The organism is Pseudoxanthomonas sp. (genome assembly GCF_027498035.1).
GTDB lineage: Bacteria > Pseudomonadota > Gammaproteobacteria > Xanthomonadales > Xanthomonadaceae > Pseudoxanthomonas_A.
In genome coordinates this window covers 3,590,346-3,608,794 of the sequence record NZ_CP114978.1, presented here as the reverse complement: position 1 = coordinate 3,608,794, position 18,449 = coordinate 3,590,346, and the positions used below count along the sequence as shown (strand labels likewise).

Here is an 18,449-nt window from a genome sequence, read left to right as displayed (position 1 = left end):
GCGCCGATCTTTGGGGAGATCGGACACGTCGGAGACGCACGTGCCCGTAGCAAAACCAGTTGCACTGATCGGCCCACGCCCGGCCATTGCCCGGGACGGTACCAACGCGGGCGAATGGATCCTGCCGGACAAGCTGGAACCGCCACGCCTGCACGTGGATACGGTTCCGCGCGAACGCCTGCTGGCCCAGCTCGACGCCGGCATCACCCTGCCGTTGACCCTGCTGCTGGCGCCGCCCGGTTTCGGCAAGTCCACGCTGCTGGCGCAGTGGCACGCGCACGTGTTCGCCACCGGCCATGCCCAGGTGGCGTGGCTGTCGCTGGACGAAGCCGATGCCGACCCGCTCCGCCTGCTCGCCTACCTGGCACTGGCGCTCGGCCTCGGTGGCTTCGAGAACAACACCATGCCGCTGGGCGTGGCCCATTGGCGTGACCTGGACCCGGGCGCCACCCGCAGCGCATTGCTGCGTGCGGTGCGCTGCGCCCAGCAGCCGCTGGTCCTGGTACTGGATGACTACGACCGCGCGGCCGGTCCGGCCACCGATGAACTGATCGCCCTACTGGTTGAACACGGCGGCCCGCGCCTGCACGTGCTGCTGGCCACGCGTCGTGCGCCGGCGCTACCGCTTGCACGGTTGGCGGTGCGCGGCGCCCTGCAACAGATCGACGCGAACCAGCTGGCCATGAACCGCCACGAGACCCGCGCCGTGCTCGGCACGCACACCTCCGACGACGATGCACGCCGCCTGCGCAGCAAGACCGAAGGCTGGCCGGTGGCGGTGCGCCTGGCAGCGGTGTGGATGTCCGGCGATGGCCGGAGCAGCGATGACCTCACCCGATTCTCTGGCCGTTCCACCGGCCTGGCCGCGTACCTGGCCGAACAGGTCGTCAACGACCTGGACCCCGTGCTGCGCGATTTCCTGCTGGAAACCTCGCTGCTGGAGCGCTTCAACGCCTCGCTGGCCGACGCAGTCCGCACCCGCCAGGACAGCGGCCAGCGACTCGCGCAGCTCGGCCATTTCCACGGCCTGCTGGTGCCGCTGGACGACGACCACGAATGGTTCCGCTATCACCCGCTGTTTGCCGACTACCTGCACCAGCAGTTGGACCGTCAGTCACCGGGGCTGGTCAACCACCTGCACCGGCGCGCCGCACAGTGGTGCGCCGTGCACGGCCAGTTGCCAGATGCGGTGCGCCATGCCTTGCGTGCGCAGGATGTCGCCCTGGCCACCGAATGCATCCGCCAGGCCGGCAGCTGGCAGGTCCTGCTGCAACACGGCACCGCCGCGGTACGTGCGCTGCTCTGCCAGTTCGACCCGCGGGTGGTGCGCGATACACCACCGCTCAACCTCACCCAGGCGTACCTGCACATGCGGCTGGGCGAATTCGGCCACGCGCAGACGCTGCTGGAACGCTTCCGTGATTTCCCCGAGGCAGCGCGCGCACCACTGGAACGCGACTACACCGTGGTGGTGGCGCTGCTGCGCGACCTGATGGACCTGGTCTGCGGCAATGCGCGCGGCATCGCCCAGCTGACCGCGCAGGCCAACGCCCTGGACCAGGACGATCACCTGGGGCGTGGCACCCTGCTGTGCATCTGCGCGACCACCGCGCTCGGGCGCGGTGAGTTCGTCGCGGCCGAGCGCCTGTCGCTGGAAGCCGTCGAGGTCATGGCCCGCAGCGACACCCCGGGCAGCACTGGTTATGCGCTGGTGCACCTGGGCCAGAGCCACTTCTATCGCGGCGCGCTGGACCAGGCCGAAACCCACTACACGCGGGCACTGCAATTGGCCCGCTCTCCGCACGGCACCGACGCCACGCTGGCGGCGGCCTGCCGCTGCCTGCTGGCGCAACTGCAGGCCGAGCGCGGTCGCCATGATGAAGCCGCCGACCTGCTGGAAGGCGCGCTGGACACGCTCGAACGCGACGATGGCTGGGTCGACGTATATGCCGCCGGTTTCGGCACCGCCCTGCTCCTGGCACGCCAGCGCGACCGCAGCGGTCGTGCCGCCCACGCGCTACTGGAACGCATCGACACCCTGGCCACGCGCCGTCACCTGACGCGCCTGATGGAACTGGCGACCGCCTGGCGCCTGGACGTGCTGCTGGACATGCCGGGCACCCTCGCCACCGAGGCCATCGTGTCCCGCTCCGGCGGTGAAGCCGCCTTCCTGCATGCCCTGGGCAGCGGCCACGGATGGCGCCAGGCACATGCGCTCGGCTTTGCCCTGGCGCGCTGGCATGCGCAGTCCGGCCGTGCCGGCCAGGCACTGGCGATCCTGCAGAAACAGCAGCAGGCCGCCGAAGCGGCCGGCGACCGTTATCACCTGGGTCGCGTGCAGCTGCGCCTGGCCATGACCCTGCAGCAGCGCGGCCAGATCGAAGCGGCCCTGATCCCGCTCGGCGCGGCGCTGGACCACATCGCCGGCACGCGCGCCTGGCAAGTCGCCGTGGATGCGGGCCTGCCGGCCAAAGCGCTATTGCGCGGTGCGCGCCAGCTCGACCCGCAGGCCGCCGCCGGCACCACCCGCGCGCTCACCATCCAGACCCTGCTGGACAAGCTGTCCTGCGACGAAGCACTGGTCACCGAATTGTTCAGCGAGCGCGAGATGGAAGTGCTGGCCGAGCTGGCCCAGGGCCACTCCAACAAACACATCGCGCGCAGGCTTGCGGTGTCGGAGAACACGGTGAAGTTCCACCTCAAGAACCTCTACCGCAAGCTGGGCGCCGACACGCGCGCGACAGCGCTGGGCGTGGCCCTGCAACGCGGCCTGATCGCCGCGGCCAGCCCGCCGTCGTGAAGCCCAGGACTCGGGAAACGCAGAAGCCGGCAGGGCGGGTCTTGACCCGCCTCGCATGGTTCAACGGACATCGCGGTGGCGGGTCGGGACCCGCCCTACGTCGGGCGACGGCGATCAGGCGTAGGCGGTGACGCTGCCGTCGCGGCGTTCGTCCTGCAGCAGCGCCGTGCTGAGTTGCAGCGGCCCGCGCTGACCTGCCATGACCTTGGCGAACGCATCCTGGAACCGCGCCATTTCCTGCGGCGTGCCCACGGTGATGCGCGACCAGGTCGGCCACACCGGCCAGGCACGACCGACGAACACGCCGTAGGTCGCCATCGCTTCCATGAACTCCGGTGCCGGACGCTTGACGTCGACCATGAAGCAGTTGCTTTCCGAAGTCGTGCACGCAAAGCCCTTGCCCGTCAGCCAGGTCGTGACTTCGTCGCGCAGCACGGTGTTGGCGTGCTGGCGCTGCGGCACCAGATCCGGATCGCGCAGGCTGGCCAGGCCAGCGGCCATCGCCGTGACCGGCAGCGCGTTGATGCCGAAGTAGGTCATCTTCTTCAGCAGGTCGGGACGGGCCGCCGCATAACCCAGGCGGATACCGGCCATGCCGTAGAGCTTGGAGAAGGTGCGCAGCACCACCACGTCCTCGCCAGCCGCGACCATGTCCGCGCCGCTCACCGCCGTCGGCGACAGGTGGATGTAGGCTTCGTCCAGCACCAGCACGCTGCCCTTGGGCTTGTGCTTCAGGGCGTACTCGATGTCCTTGCGCGTGGTGACCGAGCCGGTCGGGTTGTTCGGGTTGCAGATGTAGAGCATGCCGGCCTTGGCATCGGCCGCGCACATGGCCTGCACGTCATGGCTGAAGTCCTTGCGCAACGGGATCTTGTGCATCGGCGCGCCGATCGACTCGGCGACCCGCCAGCCAGCTTCGAACGTCGGATCGGCCGTAACCAGCGATGCCCCCGGCGAAGTGAAGGCCATCACCGTGTACTGCAGCGGCGGCGTCGAGCCGCCGTAGGGCACGATGTTCTCGGTCTTGAGGCCCAGCTGGCTGGCCAGCTCCTGCTCCAGCTCCTGCTGCAGTTCGCCCAGGTATCGGCCGCCCTGCGGCGCGATGCCATCGATGGCCTGCAGCGCAGACGCGCTGGGACCCAGCGGGTTTTCATTGGCATTGATCATCACCGGCGGCAGGCCCTGCGCGGTGGCCGCCTCCGGGTCCACTTTCAGGCGCGAGCGGCCGGCGCGCTGGGCCAGGGCGACGCCGGGCAGGCCCAGCAGCGGCGCCGCGCTGGCCGCACCTGCAGCCAATGCGGAACCCCGCAGGAAGTGACGGCGTGAGATCGGGGTTTTCATGGGGCAGCTCCTAACGGGGGAAGAACATCTCAGGGACGCACGGCGACGACTTCGATCTCGATGCGCATGCCCGGATTGCCCAGCGCGGCGATCTGGAACGCCGAACGCGCCGGCAGGTTCATCTGCTTGGCTTCCTTGCCGAAGAACTGCGTGTAGCCCTCCATGAACCCCTTGAAATCCATCTTGCCGCCGGTCTCCGGGCCACCGACCAGGAAGGCCTGCAGCTTGACCACGTCCTTCATGCCCAGGCCCAGGCCTTCGAGCTGTTTCTGGATCTGGGTCAGCACGCTGATGGTCTGGGTCTTGGTATCGCCAAAGGCTTCCACCGAATCCTTGGGTGCGGACGGATCGGCCACCGCCGGCACCTTGCCGCTGACATAGATGGTGGCCTTGCCGGCCGGCACTTCCACAGCCGCGGCGATGGGGAAATCGGAATTGGGGATCGGCACGCGCACCACGTCGGCGGCCTGGGCGGCGAGTGGCAGCGCCAGGGTCGTCAGGAGCATCAGGGGAAGGCTGCGAGTCAGGCGCATGGGAACTCCGTACGGGAAAGAAACAGAAGAAGAAAAGATAACCATCAGTCGTCGCTGGCGTCGGCCAGGCCGGGCAGCGTCATGCGCAGTGCCTTGACGTCGGCGTCGGTGACCGGTTCGTCGAACTGGTTGCCGAAATGGGTGCGGATGTAGGCCGTCACTTCGGCGACCTGCCTGTCGCTGAGCTGACCCTTGAAGCCGGGCATGGCCCCGTTGCCGGACAGCACCATCATCTCGACATACGGCGCGGCGGCCAGCTTGGGATTGGATGCCAGCGCCGGGTATTCGCCCGCACCGCGCGCGCCCTGCCCGGCTGGCATGTGGCAGCCCTGGCAGATGGTGGTGTAGACCTGCGCGCCATTGGCATGGCTGAAGTCGCGGGTGTTGATCAGGCCGGTCGCATCGGAGGTCTGGGCCTGCACCGGTGCGGCCAGCCACGCCGGGACCGCCAGCAGCGCGGCGGCCAGCGCGGTCGTCATCGCCCATCGTGCGTTCATGCCTTGCCTCCGGTCGCCATCACCTTGGCGTGCAGGCGGCCGATGACATCGTGCGCGGACAGCACTGCGCCTTCCTGCCAGGCCGGGATGTAGGAAATGTGTTCGCCCGCCATCGCGATGCGCCCATCGATCTGGCACGCGGCCGCGTAATGCTGGGCACGCAGGTCATCGCTCCACATGCCGAAGCAACCGTGATGGCTGGGCACCCGATGCCAGGCCACCGAGATGCCGTTGTCGAATTCGGGCTTGTACTGCGGATGGATCTGGCTGCCGTATTCGACCGCCTTGCGCACGCGCTCGGCCGGGCTGTGCGAAGTGAAATCGAACGCATCCAGCCCCCAGATGTAGGCGCCCAGCAGCACACCCTTGCCCGGCGCATGGAAGCCGGTGCTGGGATAGCTGATGTTGGTGATCGGCAGGTTGGTGTAACTGATGCCGCCGTAAATGGCCTCGTCCTCTTCCCAGAACCGGCGCTTGAACTGCAGGCCGACCTTCACCGACGAGGCGTAGGGCAGCTTGGTGATCGCCTCGGCCATCGCCGGCCCCACTTTCACCGGAATCCGGCTGAGCACTGAGAACGGGATCGTGCAGATGCACCAGTCGGCCTTCTCGGTATGCGCGCTACCGGGCACGCCGAGATCTTCGTAGCTGACGCTGACGCCGTGGTCGTCCTGGTCGATGCCGGTGACCTTGGCGTTGTACTGGATCACGCCCGGGCCCAGCTCGCGCGCGAACGCCTTGCCGACCTGGTCCATGCCGCCGACCGGCTGGAACATGCTGGTCTGCATCTCGATGCCGTTGCCGGCCGCCAGCGAACTCCACAGCCGCGAGCGCAGCACATCCTCGACCGCCATCGGCTTGGAGAATTCAGGCTTGCCGCTGATCCCGCCGCCGGGATACTTGGCAAAACCGCGTCGGTTGCTGCTCTGCTCACCGACGGCGTAGGACAGATTCTTCTCCAGCGCGCCCCAGTTGCGCAGCGACTCCAGCAGCAATTCTTGGTCTTCCTTGGTGACCAGCTGGTCCAGCGCACCCTGGCGCGTGCTCTTGGCCAGTAGTTCGGAGACGTGGCCCTTGTAGTCGGCATCGATTTCGCGGAAGCGCTGCGGCTTGCCGCCGAAGGCATCGGTGTTGTGCAGGAAGGCGTTGTAGTTGACCTGCACGAACGATTCCAGCGGCACGCCGAACTGCTTGCAGTAGGCCAGCATCGCGCGGTGGTGGTGCGGGATGCGCCACGGACCGGGATTGATGTACAGACCCGGATCGAAATCGCAGTGCTGGGTTTCACCGCCCAGTTCGGTATAGGTGTCACCGCCGCGCAGCGACCAGTTGCGACCGCCCGGGCGTGCGTTGTATTCGAGGATCTTGACCTTGTAGCCGGCCTTGCGCATTTCATAGGCGGCGGTCATGCCGGCCAGCCCCGCGCCCAGGATCAGGACGGTGGCGCCTTTCGGATTGCCCTGCAGGTGCACCGGCCCCTTGTAGCCGGATTCGGCGGCAAACCCCAGGCTCGTCATGGCCTGGTACATCATGGAACCGCCAGCAGCCAGACCGATGCGGCCCAGCAACTGGCGACGACTCATCAAACCTCTAACGCTGTCTTGCATTGCTTTCTATCGCCTCGCGGGTAACAAGGGGGCAACCGACAGAAAGCAGTGGGCAGCTCCGCTGCTGTCCACCGCAATCCGCGGCACCCCAAGAATTCCAAAAATCAAGAGACTGGCTAATGGATACCGACCGGGCCTGCCTGTACCGGATTCAAGCGGGGCAGGCAGGCCCGGACCCGCGTCCCATCAGAACCGGTAATTCACCTTGGCGTAGTAGTAGGCACCGAAGTAGCCGATCGGACTGCCCGACAGATACTCGCTATTGCCGTTCTGGTAATTGGCCACGTCGTAGTTCCAGACCGCGGATGGGATCTTGTCCGGGTACTGGTTGAAGATGTTGTTGGAGCCGATGCTGAAGGTGATCTTGTCGGTCGGCTTGAATGCGATATTCAAATTGGTCAACGCCATCACGCCAATTTCTTCCTTCACGTAATCGGTGCCACCGATCGTTTCGATTGGGAAGCTGAGGCCGGCCGCCGTATAGCTGCTCGCCAGCACGGCGTTATAGGCGGTGACGTCCTGCTTGCCGTAGATCTGCTCGGTCAAGTTGATGGCGAACTTGCCGACATTGAGGGTGCCGCCGAGGTTGATGCGGTACTTCGGATAGTTGTGTTCGATATCCCAGATGTTGAGGTCGGTGAACAACGGGATGCTCTCGAAACCAGTCGCGCGGCCGGCCCTGGTCACCTCGGTCTTGCTGTAGTTCGCCGCAAGATTCCAGTCGATCGTGCCCCAGCCCAGTTCGGAGAGGTAGGTCACCACCAGGTCAACGCCGGTGGACTTGGTATCAAGCACGTTGCTGAAGAAGCTCAGGTCGATGTTGGCCCGTGCGGTCTGGTCGATGCTGCCACCCGAGGCGGTCGGATCATCCCATTGGCTGATGAAGCCGCCAGCCACCAGCGCCTCGCCGAGGATCTGGTTGTAGCTGTCATCCGGGACGCCGTCGCCATTGGTGTCGGCCGGGTCAGGCAGCAGCTCGTTCCAGGAACCGGTGGTCCGCCCGGTTACCGTATCGGCACTCTGTGCGGTGGAGTAGTTGAACGTCCCCATGTAGGTCCGATCCTTGATCTTGATCTGGTACGCATCCAGCGTCGCAGTCAGGTTCCTGATCGGATTGAACACAAAGCCCAGCGAGAAGTTGGTGCTGGTTTCCGGCTTCAAGCCACTGCCGACGGTGGCCGCCGCAAGCGTGGCGGTGGCGCCTGTCGGCGACACCTGGATGGCCGAATAATAGTTCTCGCCCATCGTCGGCGCGCGGAAGCCGGTGCTCGCGGTGGCACGGATGGCGAAGGTGTCGGTGAAGTCATAGCGCGTTGTCAGCTTGCCGATGGTTTTGTCGCCAAAATCGCTGTATTTCTCATAGCGGACGGCGCCGTCGACCAACCAGTGTTCGGTTGGATTGAGCACGACGTCCGTGAATACGGCATAGCTGTGGCGCGAATAGTCATTGGCCACCGACGGGCTGTAACCGGGGAAGGACGAAGCACCGGCACCGTAGTACGAAGCAGCTTCTCCGGCTTCGATGCCGTAGCCGTCGCGGCGGTATTCCACGCCTGTGTTGAACGTCAGCGGGGCGGACAAGCCGATGTCGAAGTCCTTGGTGACGTTGAAGTTGGTATCCCACTGGGTGGAGTAGAACGTGCCGTCGTAGAAGTTCTCCGGCGAGTAGCCGTAATCGTTCCACATGGTGAAGTTCATCGAGTGCAGCGTGTACACGTCCATCTCGTTGCGACCGTACTCAGTGGACGCATCCCACATCCAGCCGTTGCCGAACTCGCCCTTGAAGCCAGCGGTCAGGTCGTAATCGGTCTCTTTGGAAGCCTCCATCGGATTGAAGCCGGTTGCATACTTGTGAGTGACCTCACCGGTATCCGGGTCGGTATAGCCACCGTCCTGCGACGGACGGCGATAGTTTTCGTAAGATTTTGCGGTCTTCCTGCCGTAGCTACCGAAAGCGTAGAACTCGACGCCGTTGTCGAAATAGTAGCCAGCGTTGAACATGCCGACCTTGCGATGCACCTCCGGCGGGCTGTTCCAGGTATTGGTCGCGGGGAAGTTCGGATTCTGGATCGCGCCCTGGTCATTGGCGATGTAGCCCAGGAGTGCGGTGCGGTTGTTGGCCGTCGCATAGGCCTGGCATGCAGCGATATCAGACAGGCAGTTGCCGACCGCCGAATTGGAATTGCGAAAGACCGATTGGCGGTTCTCCACTTCGGCACTGACGTTGAAGTAGCCCTTGTCGGTGCCGTAGCCGAAGTTGCCGCTGAACTGCGGATCATGCCCACCACCATCGCCATAGCCACCATAGCTGGCTTCCACTTCGCCGCCGTTGTAATTCTTCTTGAGGATGATGTTGACCACGCCCGCGATGGCATCGGAGCCGTAGAGGGCGGCAGCGCCATCAGTCAATACTTCGACATGATCGATCGCCCCTTTGGGAATGAACGACAGGTCGACCGTCTGCGCGCCACTGCTGACGTTGGCGTTGGAGGTGACATGACGACGCTTGCCGTTGATCAGGATCAGGGTGTGGTTCGGCGACAGGTTGCGCAGCGCTGCGGTCAGGGTCTGGCTGGCCATGTCGCCGCCGGTCTGGTTGGCGTTGAACGACGGGACCTGCATGGCCAAGGCGTTCATCACATCGGCGGCGCCGGTCTGGGAGAGCTTCTCGGCACTGATCAGCTGGATCGGCGCCGGGCTGTCGGTCACCGCCATGTTGGCCTTGCGGGTACCAGTGGAGATGACGCTGACCGAATCGAGGGTCTTGGCCGCCGCATCTGCCTCGTCGACGGCCGCCGGGGCTTCGGCCGCCTGCGCCAGCTGTGCCGCGGTGGCCAGCAGCAGCACCGAGGACAGGCTGCGCAATGCAGCAGGTGAAGGACACAGCGAAGCAGCAACAGCGAGCGAGAGCGGACGGCGGGTGAGGCAACTGCGCATGACCTGGACTCCTTGCAAGGCGAAGTGAGGAAGGCGACGGAAGATTCGGCGTTGGCATCCGGTCCCCCTGAATCGGTGTCCCCGCAGGGACTGCCAAGCGTTCACTCGAAGCTAACCGCGGCCACTGGTTCCGTTGACGCCGCCGGCGGGTAGGTGCCGCCTCATCGGGTAGGCGATGCACAGCGCAGTCCTGGGCACCGCCCCACCCACGCATCGGGATGTGCCGTTGCCGGCGGCAGGCACGCGACCGGCCGGGGCGTTGTCGCTATCCTCGCGGGCTGGTCTTCCCCCACGGTCCGCCATGACAGTCCATCGCCTGCGCCTGCCGCGCGCCCTGCCCGCATGACCCGGCTCGAACAGCCGCGCCTGCGCCCACCCGCCCTGGTCCTGTTCGACCTGGACGATGTGCTGGCCTGCTACGACCGCCGGCTGCGACTGATGGAACTGGCCCGCCGCAGCGGCACCAGTCCGGCGGCGGTGCAGGCGGCCTTGTTCGATTCGGGGCTGGAACACGAATCCGACATCGGCCTGTGGCGGCCGGAGGATTACGCCGACGAGCTCTCGCGCCGGCTCGGCGCGCGCCTGACCCTGGACGACTGCATCACCGCGCGCACCGTGGCCACGCCGGCCGACCCTGCGATGGTCGCGCTGGCCACCCAGGTCGCCCGGCACGCGCAGGTCGCCATCTTCACCAACAACGGCCCGTTCCTGACCCTGCACCTGGAGCGGATCTGCCCGCCGTTGTTCCCGCTGTTTGCCGGGCGCGTCGTGGGCGCGGGTGATGTCGGCATCGCCAAGCCCTCGCCGCAGGCCTACCTGCGCTGCCTGGCGCTGCTGGACATGGCACCGGCCGAGACGCTGTTCATCGACGACCGCGACGAGAACGTCAGCGGCGCACGCGCCGCCGGGCTGGATGCGGTGGGCTTCACCAGCGCATCGACCCTGCGACGCGTGTTCGACTTCTATCAACTCACCGGAACTGCTCCCCATGCGCCTTGAAACCCTCGCCATCCACGCCGGCGGCGAATACGACCTTGAAACCGGCGCGCTCACCCCGCCGATCCACCTGGCCACCACCTTCCGCCACGGCCCCGCGGCCGAGCGCATCGCCGGCTACGAGTACCAGCGCGAAGGCAATCCCACCAACGACCGCCTGCGTGCAGCCGTGGCCGCGCTGGAGGGTGCGGCGCAGGCGATCACCTTCGCTTCGGGCATGGCCGCCATCACCACCCTGCTGGAAACCCTGCGGCCGGGCACGCGGCTGATCATTCCCAGCGACTGCTACGCTGGCCTGCGCCTGTTGGCCGCCGAATACCTGCCCGAACGCGGCATGCAGGTGCAGCGCCTGGACATGACCGACCTGGCCGCCGTCACCGCCGCCTGTGCCAACGGCATCGATGTGATCTGGGTCGAAACCCCCTCCAACCCGATGATGCAGGTCAGCGACATCGCCGCGCTGGCCGCGCTGGCGCACACGCATGGCGCGCTGCTGGTGGCCGACAACACCTTCGCCTCGCCGGTGCTGCAGCAGCCGCTGGCGCTGGGCGCGGACATCGTCATGCATTCGACCACCAAGTATTTCGGCGGCCACAGCGACGTGCTGGGCGGCGCGCTGGCGTTCGCACGCGAGGACGACCTGTACCGCGCCGTCGCCCATCGCCTGCACATCACCGGTGCGGTGATGGCACCGTTCAACGCCTGGCTCACCTTGCGCGGCTGTCGCTCGTTGCCGGCACGCATGGCCCTGCATTGTTCCAACGCCAAGGCACTGGCCGAATTCCTGAGCGCTCAGCCACAGGTCGAAGCAGTGCATTACCCCGGCCTGCCCTCGCATCCTGCGTATGACCTCGCCAAGCGCCAGATGCGTGATGGCGGCGGCATGTTGAGCGTGCAGATCGCCGGCGGCCGCGAGGCCACATTGGCCGTCGCCGGTGCACTGAAACTCTTCACCAATGCCACCTCGCTGGGCGGCTGCGAATCGCTGGTCGAACATCGCGCCTCGGTCGAAGGTGCGGCATCGGTCACCCCACACAACCTGCTGCGCGTGTCGGTCGGCCTGGAACATATCGACGACCTGGTCGGCGACTTCGCCCAGGCGCTCGCGCAGGCCTGACGCACAGACATTCGGCTTCGCAGGGCGGGTCTTGACCCGCCGCTCCTGGCCGGCGGGGACGGCGGGTCAAGACCCGCTCTACTGCCGGCTGAAGCGGTTCCTCCAGACACGACAACGCCGCCGGATTCGCACCCGGCGGCGTTGTTATTTTGCGGATGGAGCCGGCGCGATCACCGACTCCATCGCAACATCACTGGGCCTTCGGCGCGTCGGCTTCGGTGGTGATGTGCAGCTTCACTTCATCGCTGACCATCGGCGCGTAGGCACCGACGCCGAAGTCCGAACGCTTGACCGTGGCGGTCGCGTCGAAACCGATCGACTGGGTCTTCTTCATCGGGTGCTCGCCGAGCTTGTTCAAAGTGACATTCAGCACGACCGGCTTGGTGATGCCCTTGATGGTCAGGTCGCCAGTGACCTTCAGCTTGTCCTTGCCCGCGGCTTCCACCTTGGTGCTCTTGAAGGTCGCGCTCGGGAACTTGGCCGCGTCGAAGAATTCGTCGCCGCTCAGGTGCGCGGTCAGCTTGGGCACGAAGGTGTCCAGGCCGGTCAGCGGGAAGGTGACCTGCACGCTGGAAGCCGACACCTTGGCTGCATCATAGGTGACGCTGCCATCGGCATCGCCGAAATGGGCGCTAGGGTTGGAGAAGCCGAAGTGGTTCCAGGTGGCGATCACGTCGGTGTGGGTCGGGTCGAGCTTGTAGGTGACAGGAGCAGCGAACGCCGGGGCGACCAGGGCGGACAGGGCGGCGGCGAGCAGGAACTTGCGCATGGAAGAACTCCTAGGGTGGTGTGTGGCGGCTAAGGGAACAGCGGTGGCGTTGCCGCCAGGTGAATCGGAAACCGTGCTGGATCAGGCGATGCGCGCGGCATCGTCGAAGGACAGGCGCGGCAGGCGCGGGAACACGCCGGCCGGATCGCCATGGCCCAGGTTGACCAAGAAGTTGGACCTGATCGAGGTCCCGGCGAAGAACGCCTCGTCGACCTTGGCATTGTCGAAACCGGACATCGGGCCGGCATCCAGCCCCAGCGCGCGCGCGGCCAGGATCAGATAGGCGCCCTGCAGCGTGCCGTTGCGGAAGGCCGCTTCCACGCGCGCCTCCTGCGGGCCATCAAACCAGGCCTTGGCATCGGCATGCGGGAACAGCACGGGCAGCTGCTCGTGGAAGTCCAGGTCATGCGCCACGATCACCGTGACCGGCGCAGCCATCGACTTGCCGGTGTTGTTGTCCGACAGCGCTGGCTTCAGCCTGGCCTTGGCTTCGGGCGACTTCACGAACACGAAGCGCGCCGGCGTGCCGTTGGCCGCGGTCGGACCCCACTTCAGCAGTTCGTACAGCGCGTGCAGTTCTTCATCGGTGACCGGCTGGTCAGTGAACGCGTTCTGGGTGCGCGCCGTGCGGAACAGCTGGTCCAGCGCGGCGGCATCGAGGGTCTGGGACATCGAACAGCTCCATGGGGACAAGGGCGCAGCGGATGGCTTCACCCGATGCAGGGCGGCAGTGTAGGGTGTGGCCGCTGGTGCAACACCCGGGCAATCCGCAACGGATTGTTTTGGGTTCCAGAACAAAGCTGCGTTTTTCCCTTTGCCTGTTTCGCCGGCTGCACGCCCACCATGACCTCTTCCCCACGCACCTGGACCCTGACCGACGGCCATGCAGGCAACGTGCGTCAGGCCACGGCGTTGGCCCATGCGTTGGCCTTGCCCGCACGCGACTGGGTGTTGCGGACACGCGCGCCATGGAAGCCGCTGGCGCCCCGCCTGCTGCCCGGCAGTGACACCGCCTTCGGCCCGCAGTTCCAGGCCGCCCTTGCACACACGCCGACGCTGGCCATCGGCTGCGGACGCCAGGCCGCGCTGGCGACCCGCCTGCTGCGTGCGCGTGGCAGCTGCGCGGTGCAGATCCTCGACCCACGCATCGACCCGCGCCACTGGGACCTGCTGATCGTCCCCGAGCACGACCGCCTGCGCGGCGACAACGTGCTGACCCTGCTCGGCAGCCTCAACCCGGTGGACGACGCGTGGCTGGCCGATGCGCGCCAGCAGTTCCCGCAACTCGGCGCCCTGCCCGGCCCGCGCACCGCGCTGCTGGTCGGCGGCCCCAGCGCACATGCGGCACTCGATGCCGGCGAGGTCCAGCGCCTCTGCGCAGCGATCGACCCCGTGGTGCGGGACGAAAGCGGCACGCTGATGATCGCCACCTCGCGGCGCACGCCGGCCGAAGTCGTCGCCGCGTTGCGCCAACGCTATGCCGGCACCTCGCACCTGCTGTGGTGCGACGAACGCGACGGCGTCAATCCGTATGCCGGCCTGCTCGGCTGGGCCGGGCGCATCGTCTGCACGGCCGACTCGGTGAACATGCTCTCCGAAGCCTGCGCCACGCACGCACCGGTGTACGTACATGCGCCCGGGCGCGTGCGCGGCCGCCCGCAGCACTTCCTGCATGCCTTGCTTGAACGTGGACGCATCCATGTGTTGGACCAAGCACTGGAACCTTTCCAGGTACTGCCATTGCGCGAGACCGTGCGGATTGCCGCGCAGGTCAAACAGCGCCTGGCCATCGCGTAGCCGCGACCGTTTCTCCTGTGCACGCGCCCCTCAAAGGGCTTCGTCACGTCCTGCGACGAACGCAAGGCCACCGGCTTCGCACGCGGCGGTGACATCGGCCCGCGCCTGCAGGATCTCCGGCGTCGGCTGCGTCAGGCGCGGACGGCGGTCCAGCGTGCACGACAGGCCGGCGGCCAGCAGCGTGGTGTGGGCATTGACCAGCTGCGCGGCCACCGCGGGCATCAGCAGCGATGCTTCGACCATCGCCTGCAGCAGCGCGCGCGTGTTGCGCGGCGCCAGCAGTGCCGGTTGCCGGGCGCCATGCCCGAGCACCAGCGCCTGCAGCAGGAATTCCAGATCGACCAGGCCGCCCGCGCCCTGCTTCAGGTCGAAGCGGCCGGCGGTGCTGCGGTCGAGTTCGGCCCGCATGCGGCTGCGCATGTGCAGCACGTCCTCGCGCAGCTTGTCCGGGTCGCGCTCGGTCGCCAGCGTCTGCGCGCGGGTCTGCTCGAAGGCGTCTAGCAATGCCGCATCGCCGGCAACGGCACGCGCGCGCACCAGCGCCTGGTGTTCCCAGGTCCAGGCGCGATGACGCTGGTAGTCGGTGTAGCTGTCCAGCGAAGTCACCAGCAGGCCCTTGGCACCGTCCGGGCGCAGGCGCACGTCCACGGCGAACAGGCGCCCGGCACTGGTCATGGTTTCCAGCAAGGCCACGACCTTCTGGGCCAGGCGCAGATGCCAGCGCGCGGCATCCAGTGCACGCGCACCATCGGACATCGCATCGGCCGGCGCACGGAACAGGAACACCAGGTCCAGGTCCGAGCCGAAGCCCATTTCCTCGCCGCCCAGGCTGCCGTAACCGACCAGCGCGAACTGGCCATCGGCGACATGTCCATGCGCGTCCTCCACCGCGGTGCGCGCCATGCGCAGCACCACGCTGCAGACCGCATCGGCCAGCCAGGCCAGTTGCCGCGACGAATCGTCCGCGGGCTGGCGCACGTCCAGCGCCGCCAGCGCGATGCGGAAGCCGAACGCCAGGCGTGTTTCATTGAGCCGGCGCAGGGCCAGCTCCGGGTCGAGTTCGTTCAAGGCTGCATTGCATGCCGTCGCCATCGCCGCGCGATCCGGCAACGGACCCGCCGCACGCGCATCCAGCAGTTCGTCGAGCAGCAGCGGATATTGCGCGACCCGTTCGGCCAGCCAGGCGCTGCGCGCGACCACGTCCACCAGGCGCGCCAGCGCGCGCGGCGCCTCATCCAGCAGCGCCAGGTAGCTCGCGCGGCGCAGGATGGACTGCAGCAAGGCTAGGCTGCGCTGCAGGGCCGCATCGGGCTGGGCGGACAAGGACGCGGCCTGCAGCACCGCAGGCAGAACCCGATCCAGCCGCGCACGCGCCACGTCGGACAGCGCAGCCACCCCCGGTGCCTTGAGGAAATCACGCAGTCGCGTGTTGGCCTGCGCGGCATCGGCGAACCCGGCTTCGGCCAGCGCGTCTTCCGCATCGCGACTGTCGAGCATCCGCTGGAACGGTGCCAGTTCGCTGCTGTCCTGCGCCTTCTCCGGCGCAGCCATCAGCGGTGCGAACGCCGCGGACACGACATCGCGCTGCACCTGCAGGGCAGCGCGCAGCGCCGCAATATCGGAAAAATCCAGCGAGGCCGCGATCCGCGCCGCATCGTCCGCGTTGTCGGGCAGCGTGTGGGTCTGCGCGTCACGCAGCATCTGCAGGCGATTCTCCAGCACGCGCAGGAAGCGGTACGCCGTGCGCAATCCATCAGCCACCGGGGCTGACAGCAGCCGTGCTTCCACCAGCGCCGCCAGTGCCGCGCGCAAGCCGCGCTGGCGCAGGCGCGCATCGCGGCCGCCGTGGACCAGCTGCAAGGCCTGGGCAAGGAACTCGATCTCGCGAATCCCGCCCGCACCGCGCTTGATGTCATCGGCCATTTCGCGACGCGCGACTTCGGCCGTGATCATCGCCTTCATCGCCCGCAGGCCATCGAGTGCGGTGAAGTCCAGGTAGCGCCGGTAGACGAACGGGCGCAGCGTCTGCAGCCACGCTTCACCCGCCTCGATATCCCCTGCCACTGCACGCGCCTTGAGCCAGGCATAGCGCTCCCAGTCGCGGCCTTCCTGCTGGAAGTAGCGATCCATGCCCGCGAACGACAGCGCCACGCGCCCGGCGGTACCGTAAGGGCGCAGGCGCAGGTCAACGCGATGGCTGAAACCATCGGGGGTCATTTCATCCAGCAGGCGTGCCAGGCGCTGGCCCAGCCGCGCGAAATACTCCTCGGCCGCCAGCGGCCGCGGGCCATCGGACTCGCCCTGCGCTGCAAACGCGTAGACCAGGTCCACGTCCGACGAGAAATTCAGCTCGCCGCCGCCGAGCTTGCCCAGGCCGAACACCACCAGCCGCACGACCTGGCCTTCGGCATCGCGGACCTGTCCATGCTTGGCGACGAACTCGCCTTCCAGCGCCGCCAGCCCGGCCTGCAGGCAGACCTCGGCCAGGCGCGTGCTGCCCGCCAGGATTTCATCGACATCGGCGCCCTCGACCACGTCGCGCCAGATCAGGCGGGTGGATTCAGCGGTGCGGTAGCCACGCAGCAGCGCGGGCCACTGCTCGGGCGATGTCGCCGACAGCATCGGCACTTCAAGCGCGCGGCTGGCGTCTTTCAACAGGTGCGCGAGCAGGGCGGGCTGGCGGCACAGCGTATCGATGGCGAAGTCGCTGGCCTGCGCCAAACACGCGAGCTGCGCTTCAACCTCGGACGCGGCGAGCGCCTGCGCGATCTCCGGCGACGCGTCGCGCAATCTGCGCAGGGCCTTGGCAATGGGGTCTGGCACACTGGTCATGGGCGGCAAGTGTGCATCAGCCGCTGTCAGGATGTTTCCAGCGCAAGGAAAGCGTATGCAGCCCAATCCTTATCAAGCACCGCGATCGCAATTGCCGGCTTCGGCGGCTCGACGCCCAGTGCCCCGCTCAGGCAGGCAGCTCGGCATGGATCTGCTGGCTGGCCTTGGCTATCTGCTGCTGTTGGGGATTCCTGCTGCCAGCATGGCGTCATGCGTCTGGACGGTTATTGCCGACGCGCTCGAAAATGGGCTTGGCCCAGCGCTGAGCGAGCCGAGGTTGTCCTACGCGCTACTGGGCGGTGTCTTTTATCTGTCGTCAGGGCCTTGGCGTGGCGGCCGGCGTGCTCAGGCCTTGTCTGCGTCGCAACGAAGCCTGGCATGTGACGTTGTCGCTCGGGCTGTGGTTGGCCGCTGCATTGCTGCAGACCATGCTGTTTGCCGCATCCGCCAATCCGCCCTTGGGGCCGGCGGAAGCATTTTTCCATCTTGCGCCGATCATTCCAGTTCCAATTGTGCTGTGGCTATTCGCCCGCCCGCAGCGCGTCCGGCAGTCCATCGACCCGGGTTAGTTCCAGCTTGAACAACGCTGCGATCTTCTCCAGCAGCACCGTCTTCACCGTCTCGATCGACGCCGGTCCGCCCAGGTCGGACAGCGCGATGGTCTGCAGGCCTTGGTAACCGCAGGGATTGATGCGCTGGAACGGCTCCAGATCCATGGCGATATTGAAGCTCAGGCCATGGAAGGTGCAGCCGCGACGCACGCGGATGCCGAGCGCGCCGATCTTGGCACCGGCCACGTACACGCCCGGCGCGCCGTCCTTGCGCTCGGCGGTGATGTTCCACTCGGCGCAGGTATCGATGATGGCCTGTTCGATCAGGCAGACGTAGTCGCGTACGCCGATCTTCAGGCGCTTGAGGTCCAGCAGCGGATACACCACCAGCTGGCCGGGGCCGTGATAGGTCACCTGGCCGCCGCGGTCGACGTGGATCACCGGGATGTCGCCAGCGGCCAGCACGTGCTCGGGCTTGCCGGCCTGGCCCAGGGTGAAGACCGGATCATGTTCCACCACCCACAACGCGTCGGGCTTGGATTCGTCGCGCGCATCGGTGAAGCGCTGCATGGCACGCCAGACCGGTTCGTACGGCTGGCGCCCCAGGTCGTGCACGCTGGCTGGAAGCGGCGCGCGCGCGACGGCAGCCTCGGCGTCCGGCAGCGCGCAGGC

Annotated in this window: 13 protein-coding genes; 4 read left to right on the top strand and 9 right to left on the bottom strand. The window is 66.9% G+C overall.

Translation table 11 applies throughout. The annotated features are described in order from the left end of the window. The first annotated feature begins 40 nt into the window (after positions 1-40). On the top strand, positions 41-2,800 hold the full coding sequence (locus tag O8I58_RS15755) for a winged helix-turn-helix domain-containing protein (protein WP_298318115.1): 2,760 nt from the start codon (positions 41-43) through the stop codon (positions 2,798-2,800). Between the two features lie 114 nt (positions 2,801-2,914). Here O8I58_RS15755 and O8I58_RS15750 read toward each other — a convergent pair whose 3' ends face one another. From O8I58_RS15750 to O8I58_RS15730, 5 genes are all read right to left on the bottom strand, one after another. Then, the gene (locus tag O8I58_RS15750) at positions 2,915-4,141 is read right to left on the bottom strand and encodes a pyridoxal phosphate-dependent aminotransferase (RefSeq protein ID WP_298318113.1); all 1,227 of its coding nucleotides are present in this window, start codon (positions 4,139-4,141) and stop codon (positions 2,915-2,917) included. Positions 4,142-4,170: 29 nt separating this feature from the next. Continuing rightward, the gene (locus tag O8I58_RS15745; RefSeq protein ID WP_298318110.1) at positions 4,171-4,674 is read right to left on the bottom strand and encodes a RidA family protein; all 504 of its coding nucleotides are present in this window, start codon (positions 4,672-4,674) and stop codon (positions 4,171-4,173) included. A gap of 44 nt (positions 4,675-4,718) precedes the next feature. Continuing rightward, positions 4,719-5,153: a c-type cytochrome gene (locus tag O8I58_RS15740; protein WP_298323059.1), complete on the bottom strand. Its 435-nt coding sequence runs from the start codon at positions 5,151-5,153 to the stop codon at positions 4,719-4,721. A gap of 14 nt (positions 5,154-5,167) precedes the next feature. Continuing rightward, the gene (locus tag O8I58_RS15735) at positions 5,168-6,778 is read right to left on the bottom strand and encodes a flavin monoamine oxidase family protein (RefSeq protein ID WP_298318108.1); all 1,611 of its coding nucleotides are present in this window, start codon (positions 6,776-6,778) and stop codon (positions 5,168-5,170) included. A gap of 186 nt (positions 6,779-6,964) precedes the next feature. Next, positions 6,965-9,715 (bottom strand): TonB-dependent receptor domain-containing protein, encoded by a 2,751-nt coding sequence (locus O8I58_RS15730; RefSeq protein WP_298318105.1) that lies wholly within the window; start codon positions 9,713-9,715, stop codon positions 6,965-6,967. A gap of 342 nt (positions 9,716-10,057) precedes the next feature. Between O8I58_RS15730 and O8I58_RS15725 the strand changes: the two genes are divergently transcribed. Then, positions 10,058-10,714, top strand: coding sequence for an HAD-IA family hydrolase (locus O8I58_RS15725; protein ID WP_298318103.1), 657 nt, complete (start codon positions 10,058-10,060; stop codon positions 10,712-10,714). Further along, positions 10,704-11,828: a trans-sulfuration enzyme family protein gene (locus O8I58_RS15720; protein WP_298318100.1), complete on the top strand. Its 1,125-nt coding sequence runs from the start codon at positions 10,704-10,706 to the stop codon at positions 11,826-11,828. The genes O8I58_RS15725 and O8I58_RS15720 overlap by 11 nt, the downstream gene beginning before the upstream one ends. A 190-nt stretch (positions 11,829-12,018) precedes the next feature. On the opposite strand, the gene O8I58_RS15715 is transcribed toward O8I58_RS15720, so the two are convergent. Both O8I58_RS15715 and O8I58_RS15710 read right to left on the bottom strand, forming a co-directional pair. Beyond that, positions 12,019-12,597 (bottom strand): YceI family protein, encoded by a 579-nt coding sequence (locus tag O8I58_RS15715; RefSeq protein WP_298318098.1) that lies wholly within the window; start codon positions 12,595-12,597, stop codon positions 12,019-12,021. An 81-nt stretch (positions 12,598-12,678) separates the two neighbouring features. Further along, positions 12,679-13,269, bottom strand: a complete 591-nt coding sequence (locus tag O8I58_RS15710; RefSeq protein ID WP_298318095.1) for a malonic semialdehyde reductase — start codon at positions 13,267-13,269, stop codon at positions 12,679-12,681. 171 nt (positions 13,270-13,440) lie between these two features. Here O8I58_RS15710 and O8I58_RS15705 point away from each other — a divergent pair, with 171 nt between their 5' ends. After that, entirely contained in the window at positions 13,441-14,394 is a 954-nt protein-coding gene (locus O8I58_RS15705; protein ID WP_298318094.1) for a mitochondrial fission ELM1 family protein, read from the top strand. Between the two features lie 30 nt (positions 14,395-14,424). Here the strand turns inward: O8I58_RS15705 and glnE are convergent, their stop codons facing one another. Continuing rightward, a complete protein-coding gene (glnE, locus tag O8I58_RS15700) occupies positions 14,425-17,226 on the bottom strand; it encodes a bifunctional [glutamate--ammonia ligase]-adenylyl-L-tyrosine phosphorylase/[glutamate--ammonia-ligase] adenylyltransferase (RefSeq protein ID WP_298318092.1) in 2,802 nt (933 codons plus the stop codon). Between the two features lie 521 nt (positions 17,227-17,747). After that, a complete protein-coding gene (gene lipB, locus O8I58_RS15695; RefSeq protein WP_298323057.1) occupies positions 17,748-18,440 on the bottom strand; it encodes a lipoyl(octanoyl) transferase LipB in 693 nt (230 codons plus the stop codon). Positions 18,441-18,449: the final 9 nt, after the last annotated feature.